The sequence below is a fragment of the Glaciecola sp. 1036 genome (genome assembly GCF_050306235.1).
Taxonomy (GTDB): Bacteria; Pseudomonadota; Gammaproteobacteria; order Enterobacterales; family Alteromonadaceae; genus Glaciecola.
Genome location: NZ_JBLWFH010000027.1, coordinates 1 through 10,770, shown reverse-complemented (window position 1 = coordinate 10,770; position 10,770 = coordinate 1). Strand labels below are relative to the sequence as shown.

Genomic DNA, 10,770 nt, shown 5'->3' with positions numbered 1-10,770 from the left:
TTTGACGCCAAATGAATCAGAAAAGAGATATTGGAATTACTATAAACCCGTGGCCAAAAACACTTGACCACTACACCTTAACTCAAAAAGTAATTGATGGTGTAAATGGTGTAGTAACTCTTGATTTCAACAGGTTCCGTTACTTCGACATTCCCATAACTAAAAAAATATTAGCTAATAATAGTAAATATGCAAACAGAGATATAGTGGCTTATAAATTATTTGAAGCCATTATGGAGAATCAAGATTATTCAGATCCCACAAAATATGACTTGTTTATTACTGCCAGATTACACTTCCGATTTTGCGATAGCAATGGCTTACTACCTTTAACGAAAGACCCAGCGTTAAAAGAAATAGAATTTTATAAATCAAGACAACGAAGAGGAGAAATTATAGACTCAACGTTAACACAGCGAATATCAGGATTGAAAAATTTGCTCAAAATAATGGAAGTGGAATATCAAAAATGGATGCCAAATTTTTCATTCTCAGGAAAATCTCAAAGTAAACCAACAGCTGCATATAGTGATAATGATCTAAGAAAGCTATTAGCATTACTACATGAGATTTTTAAACAACTTCACCAGCAATTTATCATCAGCCCACAGTTTCATATTGATGCTGGGCACAAAAAGCAGACAATGGTAATAAACCTAGCTGATAAAAACCTTTCCGTACGGGCAGGTATTACCAAGCTTATGTGCTGCGCTACTTTCTTACTAAGTTTCTATACTTGGTGCAATAGTTCGATATTGTTTCAGCTAAAACGTCCAGAAAAACTCCGAGATCAAATATCTCCTTGGTATAAAATGTCAGCATTTAAGAGAAGAGCATTTAAAAACATAAGTGTTGAATTAGGTGATAATCAACAACTAGAGATACCAAAATATGCTAGAGATTTTTTCACTGACCTTATAGATATTTCAACACTGATTGATCCAAGTTCTGACGCATTACTTTTTCAATATATCAATAGCGGAAAACCAAAGCCTATTACGGGACATATATTAAATGACTTCATTCGGAACTGGCTATCAAAAAACTTTCCCTTGGTAGATGACTCAGGTCAAAAACTGATTCCCGTGATCAGGAGATTTAGAGTCACTGGTAGTTATTTAACACTTGCACGAGGAAGAGAAATTGAGGCTGCACTATTACTAGATAATACTCCAGAAGTAATAAAGCGTTCTTACAGTTCAGGGAACCCATTAGAAAACAACCTAATGAACAGGGACACTTGTTTGATACTTGAGCAAACAGTTCGGGATGGAAATGGAGTTGAAGCAGCCAAAAAAGTTGTTAAGGATACATATAAAATTGAAGTTCTCACTTACGAATCTTACTTGAACAGCTCTACCCCACCAATCAAAAGCGCAAATGGAAGTTATTGCAAAGGTAACAATGCTCAAAAAAATAGAAAGTTTACTCGTCGAGCCAATTCTCATGGTTTAATCGGAGATGGCGTAAAGCTAGCCTGTGCCGAGCTAAAGCAGTGCTGGGAATGTTCAAGCCAAGTCTTAGTAGAATCAGTAACAGATATATGGTGTATATTAAGTTACAGAGAAAACTTAGAGGAATCGCACTATTTACATATCGATAAGAATCATCATTCTGATAATTTTGCTGAAATTATTGAAAGCATTGATAAAAAACTAAAGAAAATTAATCCAAAGGTTTTACGCCAAGCTCAGAGGAAACTCGATGAAGATGGGCGACATCCTCTTTGGCCCGACGCAGCCAGCGAATTATAATACTGGGATTTCACTATGGAGTTACAAATCAATCTACCGAATGACTTCCTCGATCAGGATATCCCAAAATGCAATATAAAGGTTAGTGAACTTTATATTAAAAAGGATTTCAAATCTTTAAACAATATACCAATAAGTGTTGACACTGAAGGAAATATCGTATCAAGATTTGGTGACACCATCTGGGATTGTTCGACCTTTAGAAGTGATATAGGGGGAACTAGAAATCAGAGTGAGTTTAATTTTTCATTTTTAACCGAACACCCTATATTACTTATGCAAGCTAAACTCATAGCATATGGCTGGTTGTATGCTATAGGAAACAAATCAGGAAAAGCCTGCAAGATAACCACACTTACATCAAGATTTAACATTCCGCTCAAAAAAGTCATTTTATCTCTAATCGCTCAGGAGAAGTTTGACATTACAGAATTAAATAATGATGAAGTATGGTCTAAGCTTGAAGAACATTTGGAAGGACTTAGCAGAAATTATATTATACAAATATTTTCCTCCCTAAAATCAATCGTACGACTAAATTACTTTCTACCATTTAAAATTACATTACCTGAAATAAATTTTTCCACAAGAGCAAAAAAGCTATCTTGCACCACTAAAAGGGATACAAAACAGTATTTAGCCATCCCTCAAGACATCGTCGATAAAATCTATAGTGAAGCGGTGCTGCTTGTTGAGTCAGCATGGAAGTACCGTAAAGAAATCTCTCAACTAGAGCAAAGTCTTCAATCTAACTATGAAGCAGGTCGTACTGTTGTTGACGATTTAATCGCAACAGGTAAATGGAAGTGGCTACATGATGAATATGGAAATCTGGATCGAAGGAATTACGGACATGAAGTAAACAATTTTCTACCAGAGCCTTATCGTGACATCATTCATAGAAACCTTTCAAAAACAGGATTACTCCCCGGATGTAACGAAGACGGTAACTGGTACGCAGCTTGGCGTGGACAACTACAAGCAGCATGCTTTATTTGTTGTGCCGCTTTCACTGGCATGAGGGTGAGCGAGCTATTTGAATTACGGAGAAATAGCTTCCATTCATATCAACTTGATGGGCAAGACTTTCACGTAGTTAAAGCTAGTACTCATAAGATGGCCGCAGGCAAAAAGGCCGAGGAATGGCTATGTAGCCCTATTGTATCAAAGGCGATAGATTTAGCTTCGGCTTTGAGCGAAGGGTTACGTAATCAGCTCTACGACAAAGCTATAAATTCATCAAGTAATAGTGTTCGAAAACAGCTATCAGAAACAGCTGAATGTCTCTGGTTGACTCAAAAAGAACGTATGAATGCGCCAAAAATAATCGCTCGAGACAGTTGGAATGAACGGCTAAGACGATTCTCTAGGAATGCAAAAGCTGTGATTACAGCCGATTCTATAAATGAATGTATACAACTAAACCCAAATAATAACGGCACAATTGTTGAAAGAATTATATTAGGGGAAATTTGGCCTCTATCCACCCATCAGTTCAGAAGAACTTTTGCTGTATTTTCGGTCAGGAATAATTTGGGTCACCCCATTGCGATTAAGCAACAATTCAAGCATCTCTATTTGAGAATGAGTGATTGGTATAGTTCAGGAGCAGTTCAAGCTAGGCTACATGATATCCATGCTGACCATGATCTAATAAAAATTTTAAATGAAGTGTCGTTGATTCAAACCACAGCTCAATTTGATAAATGGTTTAATGGTGATGAAAAACTGTCTGGTAGTTTCGGAAAGATGATTGTGGCGATGAGGGATAGGAAACCTGAGATATATAGCAGTTGGGATAACCTTTACAGGCTAGTCAAGGCAGGCCGAATGACATTGCACGGTACATTACATAGCTACTGTAAAAACGGTTATGACTGCGATATGGAAGGCATATCTAATCCATCTTTCTGTGTGGATTGTAAATCCAGCGGCAGTGTAATTGACGGAGAAAAAGCACAATGGTGGAAAAAGCGCCATGTGGCTCTTACCACATATCTAGTTAAGCAAAATGATGTCAGTCCAGGTGAATATTCTCATTGTATAACTCAAATCAGGGCCGCTGAAAATGTTATGCGTGATTTTGATATACCATTTGAAGAATATGAACATCCCATAGAGGTTGTCAATTTATGAAAAAATCAGAAAATACCTTGCTTCAACTTGAAGCCGCACTTCAACGAATCCTAAATGGGAAAACAAAACGAATACCAGAGCACCGGAAATTGTCAGTTCGTGCTGTCGAAGAAGAGGCTGGACTTGGAAATGGAAGTTGCTATTACTACAAAGAGTTTAAGCTTAAAGTGCAATCGGAAGCTGCAAAGATTAAAGCTTCATCATCCATTACACCAATCGAATCCGATCTTGAAAAATTAAGATTCAAACGCAACGAAGAAAAGCGGATTAAAATTCAGTACCGTGAGCAGGTTGATGAACTTAAAGCAATGGTCGCGAAAATGGCGGCTGAGCATCATCAGCTATCTCATGCCTTGCGAAAAGCTCACCTCAAAATTACACAACTTGAGAATGAGCTAATTGAACAGCAGAGGAAACAAATTGTTAGAATAAAATAACACGATATTAATCATCTAAGGCTTGTTCCCCCTCGCTCCACAGAATAAAGTTGCTTTGGGATAAGCTAGTTTAAACTGTTGGAATCTCAAGAGCTGTAGTCGTTTTATAAAGAGGGGCTGAATAACTTAGAAATATATTGTTGTAGTGCTCGTGGCTATCTAACAGAAAAGTCACTCTGACGTGATCCACGAAAAAAGTAGTGAGTAGAGAACGGAGCCAACCAGCTCGCGAAGTGTCCAAAAGAGCCTCGCAATTTATAAACCAGATCCATGTCGGCTGTTCATGGTTACAGATGATCTTAGTTAGCTGCAACTCGTTTTTTTCATTTTCACTTAATGCCAGAAGATCGATATAAATGGTTTGAACACCTATTTCATGATTGATGAGGTTGTACGTATCCCTAATATCATCTCCGCATTCATCGATGAACGCATGGAATCTCATCATTCTCAATTGCCAACTCCAGTGTATAAAACGCTCCGGCGAGCCCATTGGGAAACTATCAAAATTTGGGGAAAACCGATTTTTAGGCACATTGTGAGTCAACGATATCACCTTTCTCTTATAGCTATCGCCCTAGAGCATGGTCAGAGCATAGCCCAAAAGCATATCACTTATTCTTCTAATCAAACATTAGTGATATATGTGAAAGAGTAAGCAGTCAGATTTAATTGCATCAACTGTTAGCTATAAGCTGTCGCCGAACATTAAAGTTTGGTACCTCGACAATAAAGCTCGAAACTTTTCGATGCTTTTTATCGTCGTTTGTCTTTCGCTCTGAGAAGGTTTTGCTCCATTCTTACTTAGAGTCATTACTCGCAACATTCTTGAATCTCATTATTTGACCAAATTTCCTTTATGACTCAATATGCTAATAGTTGGGTAATCGTACAGGCATGCTTGTGTCCATCGATTTCGTAGCGGTTCAGTAACGAGCTAAATTTCCACTTTATCTATAAGGTACTTCAATTGATTGAACAAGCACAAGTTGCGGCAGACATTCTGAAAGAAATGAAAGAACTTGCGGCCAAAATACGTCTTTTAGTAAATGGAATGCCACCAGAAGAACTCCTAGGGTACATCTATGCCCAACTGTTGATGATGAGTAACAGCACTACTTCGCCTGAACTCGATACAGAGTTTCCTAGTGAAGAAAGAAACGAAGTTCAGTTTTTATTGGAATACGTTCATGCGGTTCTAGCATCAGATGTTGCTCCTGATGATGTAGAGTTCGATGAAACTAAATGTAGTGAACTGTTTGCACTTAGTAGGAGTTTACGAGAAAAAGCAATGTTCTTTGCTATGGTGTCCTCTGCAAACACTGATAATAAAGACTTCGGTTCTGATACTGCGGATATCGAATTTCACGCAAAATCATCTTGGGTGATGCTCAGAGGTAATCGATATCAGGTTTTAGAGGGCGAGTTTTATCAATACGTGCTCGCTCAACATGATGACATTTTAAACGATATTTATGGTATTGGAGCTGTTGATATTGCAGAGGGATTTCAGCAGTTAGCTAATACAACTCGTACAGGGCAAGCTAACGCTATTGAAGAAATGCTTAAGCAATTTGAAGCCGCTCAAAGGTTTGCGACAGAGAAAGGAAAACAGCTCGAAGAGGTTATGGAAGAGTGGGTTGAAGTAAATGCGCAACAAACAAAGCGTGCAGGCTTAGCCGTAGATGATATGTTGAGAGGTGGCATTGCAAATGTTAGCAGGCATACAAAATTACCATCAGAATTTTTAGCTGATCTGGCGTATCAACGTGGTGAAGAGGTCGATTTTTTCAGTGATGGTGACTACTCAGGCACACCTTACAGGACATTACCTGCCAGAAAAAAACCTCTAATCAAACTTAATGAAGACTATTATGCGGTAGACCCCTGTTTTATTCGAGATGCTGGCTACCGTTCACTTCTTTTCAATTTATTGCAAAAGAAACCTGAATATAAAGAACAGTTTAAAGAGCGGCAGAAGGTCATGAGCGAAGCTGCCTTTCCTGAAATACTTGCTGAACAGCTCGCTAATGCTACCGTTTATCAAGAAGTCTATTATAAGGATCCCAAGACTAAACAATGGGCAGAGAATGACACACTAGTTTTAATTGATGATGTACTTTACCTTGTTGAGGCTAAAGCGGGAGCTGCTGCAACAATAGCGTCACCCGAACTCGATTTTAAACGCCATTCACAGTCTATAAAAGACTTGATATTAAAAGCTTACAAACAATGTGAGCGTTTTTTTGAATATTTAAAATCTGCGGATGAAGTCTCAATATTCAACCTAGTCAACGGAAAGTATGAGGAGATAGGAAAACTTCGCCATTCAGATTACCGTGTAATGATCCCTATTGGATTAACAGTTGAATCATTCTCTCCCTTTTCAGCATTTTCTAAAAACTTACCACAAGTAAAACCGCTCTTAGGACAACATAGCTTTGTATCAATTTCAATCGATGATCTTTTTGTTCTAAAACGGATGTTGCCTACACCAGGGATATTTGCGCATTACATGGAAGTGCGTCAGGCAATTGCAGGTGTAAAACAAGGGCTTCTTTTTGATGAGTTTGATCATTTAGGAGCATACCTAACTAACAATCGGTTTGATCAGGAAATTATTGAAAAAACTAAGAGCGAAAATTCTGGTTTAGTCATATGTAACGGATTAAGTCGTGTTGTCGACAAATTTTTCGAAAGCGGGCAATGGGACACAAGCCCTATACCTACTCAGGAGTTCCCTGATGCGGTTTCGAAGGCACTTACGGCACTAGATGTTTCTCGCAAACCTGGATGGCTTTCTGTGGACAGCCTTATTCGAGATTTTGGCGAGGAAACTCGTATTAGCTTTGGAAAATACCTTTCTGATTTAGATAACTCTATAGAAAAGCACCCTGCACGTTACTTCGCATTTGGCGGAGAAGGAAAGCCAATTTTTGTTTGGATACAAAACTCCAAGTATGACGTTGAGTGGGAGAAGGTCAACGATACGGCAAGTGCAGTTGCCATTTCTATTAATACGAAAGAACTAATGGGAATGCTTATTAAAGTTGGGAAAGGCAGAGTTTATGAAGCTGCCCAATATTTCAGGGTTGATGTGCCGACTGAACAAACTGAATCTAATGAGCACATTTATAAAGAAGCCCAAAGCATGAGAGAGCGTACCAAAAGCCCAACCTCTGTTAATAAACAACATTATTTAGAACCTAAAAAAAAGCGGAAAATAGGCAGAAATGAACCATGCCCTTGTGGAAGCGGAAAAAAGTATAAAAAATGCCACGGTGGTTAGCAAATATGAAGTTATCTTTCTCTTGAAGAGATATTTGTCGTGGTACGCTGAGTTTAGTCACTGAATTAGGTGTGAGCGATGACGGCATCTAGCCATTTGCATTACTTGACATTATCCGAAGACAAATAGAAGAACTTAGCTTCTAAGTAGCTTTTGTTCAAAACAGTTCTAGCAAAGCTACAACTAGCACGTTCCTGCCCCATTCCAAGTTAGTACCAATATGAGAGTAAGCCACAGTAACTGTTTTTGCGATACTTAGGCTAATGGAAAGGCAAAAAGTAAGACGTTCTCCATTGGTTGGTCCTACATATTAGTGTGATTATTTACTCAGCATCAACAAAGTAAGCAATTGATTACAAAGATTAAAAGCCAAAAAACAATAAGCTATTCTACACATACTTGACTTTCACATGTGAAAGTCAAGCATTGAGACCGCTATCAATTGCAAAATTAGCTAACTTTGCTAAGTTAGCTATAACATCAGACAAAAGATGAGAAATAGCAATGAAAGAGCAGATTTTTCTCGCAATACGCAAGACCCTGGAAAATGCTCCACGTAACCAGTATATGGCAGAGTTGCACCTTCAAATGATCAAATATGCTGATGAGCTTCAACACATCACAGCGAAAGAGTTTTGTGAAGAGGTCGGTCTCAAGCCGAGTTATGGCACCGAATTTAGCAAGATGAGAAACCTTACAGGCCGATTGAAAAAAGCTGGCTTAGATACAAACAAAATATAAGTAAAAAGGTAACTATTTTGGCTACGATAGATTTCCATCAAATTCGATCTACACCTAAGAGTAAAAATGACAGCTTTGAATCGCTAGCGATTCAACTTTTTAAAGCACATTGTAAATCACCACAAGGCTCTTCGTTCTTTAGTTTGCGCGGCGATGGTGGTGACGGGGGTGTAGAAGCTTATTACAAAACCCCCACAGGCGATATTCTAGGAATTCAAGCAAAATACTTTTTTAAGCTTGGCAATAGTGAATTTGGCCAGATCAAGAAATCATTAACCACTGCATTAAAAAACCATCCAACATTATCTGAATACTGGGTTTATATACCATTTGATCTAACAGGCAAAGTCGCGGAAGGAAAAAGAGGAAAAAGTGAAGTTGAAAAGTTTGAAGAATGGTGTGATGACATCAAAACTCAAAAACCGAATCTTCATATAAAACTGATTACAGCTGAAATATCTAGACAGCAGATATTAGAAATAGACAAAAGTGGTGGTTTTGTAGCCTACTGGTTTAACGAAAACACATTAACATCTCAGAAGATACAAAACTGTATTGACTCAGCAGCAGCCTTCGCTGGTCCAAGGTATTGCAGTGATTTAGATATAATTACAGAAGCCCATGATGCTTTAGATTCTTTTGGAGAAGTTTATGATTTTAAACAGTGGCTCGTTAATATTTGGAAACCATTAAAAATCAGCTTCAGGACAAAAGCTCAATATTCAGAAAAGGTATTCTCCCAGACACCTGAAAGCGAGAGAGTACAAGCCATACAGCTACTAGAAGTACTTCTAGAGAAAACTTCTAGTAAGCACAACATTATTGACCAAACAGTTATTTGTTCAACTTTAGATACCATAAGATCACTTAAGCCGCTCTGTGAAAATGCTATAAGGCAGCAAGAGAATAAGTTTTTTGCAGAACACGGTGAAGGTAATGATACGCCTTCATTTAGACAATTCCAGGCTGAATATATGTGTGTATTCCCTGCTGAGAACCTAGATGCCTCGAGGGAATTACTTGCTTCGATAATAGATATTGAAAATTCTCTCAACAGCCCTCTGATTCAGTCTTGCCACGCTCGATCTTTCCTACTAACCGGTCCAGCTGGTGCAGGCAAGACACATTCTATCGTAAGTTTTGCGAAGAGAAGACTCGACAAAGGCGCTCATACTCTAGTGCTATTTGGAGAAGATTTTGATAACGCGGAACCTTGGGATGTAGTAAGAAGCAAACTAGGCTTTGGATCCGATGTTGGTCGAGACAAATTACTATCTTGTCTTCAAGCAAGTGCTCAAGCCAATAACCATTGTTTTGTTATTGCTATCGATGCGTTAAACGAAGGAGCCAAGGCAAGAAAGTGGAAAAACAAACTGCCAGAATTAATCCAACAACTAAATGAATATCCTCGTATCAAGATTGTTGTGTCTAGTCGCGATATATATGCCAATTTAGTTGTTGATGAACGATTCCCTGGCTATGCATATAGTCATATTGGATTCACTAGGAATTTTCACGATGTCCTCTCTTCGTTCTCTCAACGCTACAATGTTGAAAGTGAGATAACACCTATTTTTACAGATGAGCTACGAAACCCATTACTCCTACATTTGGTCTTCAAAACTCACAAGTCGGAGGACTCTTGTTCTCTTGATGTATCGACTAGTGGCTTCTCAACCATTTTTTCTAAACACCTCAAGCAAATCGATGACTCATTGAGAGGGCGATTAGACTACGTTACTCCTAAAAATATCGTTAGAGCGGTAATGAGCAAATTGTCTGATGTTCTAGCTCATTCAGAAACCCAAACTATAAATTGGGAAACTGCCGTAAATACAATTAAACCTATTCTAGGAAATGAGCTACTTCCAGAAAGGTTTATTGATGAGCTAGTTAAAGAGCAACTACTAATTTTATCAGCAACTGACGATGAAGATTTTCTTATTAGGTTTGGTTATCAAAGGTTTGGAGATATGCTGCGCGCATCTTCAATAGTTCAATCCTATCAAGAAACTGGCAATAGTGATCTATCAATCCTTGCAGGAAAGCTGGCGATTTTAACAGATATGGAGAGTGGCGTCTTAGAAGCTCTTGCAAGCATTCTCCCTGAAGAGATCGGTATCGAAATCACTGATAACCGCTTAGGCTTAGACAAAGATTTAGCACATAGCCTTTTTGTAAAGTCACTAACTTGGCGTTCAAAGCAAAGTGTTACCCCTGCTATTGAAAAACATATATTTGGGGCATTAAGAACGGGCGGATTGTGGCAGACAGTTTTTGAAAGCCTATTCCAACTATCTATAGTTCCAAGCCATTATCTTAACGCAGAAAGTTGGTTTGTAGTGGTCAAGTGTTTTTGGCCACGGGTTTATAGTAATTCCAATATCTCTTTTCTGATTCATTTGGCGTCAAA

6 protein-coding genes and 1 pseudogene are annotated in these 10,770 nt (G+C 38.3%); all 7 read left to right on the top strand.

The genetic code is table 11. The features are described 5' to 3' along the window. The first annotated feature begins 11 nt into the window (after positions 1–11). Positions 12–1,754 (top strand): hypothetical protein, encoded by a 1,743-nt coding sequence (locus tag ACNKW3_RS19735; RefSeq protein ID WP_427401053.1) that lies wholly within the window; start codon positions 12–14, stop codon positions 1,752–1,754. Positions 1,755–1,769: 15 nt separating this feature from the next. Further along, on the top strand, positions 1,770–3,890 hold the full coding sequence (locus ACNKW3_RS19730; RefSeq protein ID WP_427401052.1) for a hypothetical protein: 2,121 nt from the start codon (positions 1,770–1,772) through the stop codon (positions 3,888–3,890). Next, entirely contained in the window at positions 3,887–4,327 is a 441-nt protein-coding gene (locus tag ACNKW3_RS19725) for a hypothetical protein (RefSeq protein WP_069548602.1), read from the top strand. Before ACNKW3_RS19730 ends, ACNKW3_RS19725 begins: the two co-directional genes overlap by 4 nt. A gap of 376 nt (positions 4,328–4,703) precedes the next feature. Next, entirely contained in the window at positions 4,704–4,985 is a 282-nt protein-coding gene (locus ACNKW3_RS19720; protein ID WP_427401051.1) for a hypothetical protein, read from the top strand. Positions 4,986–7,535: 2,550 nt separating this feature from the next. Beyond that, positions 7,536–7,616 (top strand): annotated as a pseudogene (locus tag ACNKW3_RS19715) (SEC-C metal-binding domain-containing protein); the annotation flags it as partial. 504 nt (positions 7,617–8,120) lie between these two features. Continuing rightward, positions 8,121–8,357 carry an HTH-like domain-containing protein gene (locus tag ACNKW3_RS19710; RefSeq protein ID WP_193238690.1) on the top strand — a complete coding sequence of 79 codons (237 nt, stop codon included), beginning with the start codon at positions 8,121–8,123 and terminating at the stop codon, positions 8,355–8,357. 143 nt (positions 8,358–8,500) lie between these two features. After that, positions 8,501–10,770, top strand: a 2,270-nt coding sequence (locus ACNKW3_RS19705; RefSeq protein ID WP_427401050.1) for a hypothetical protein, incomplete at its 3' end; no start/stop codon positions are given.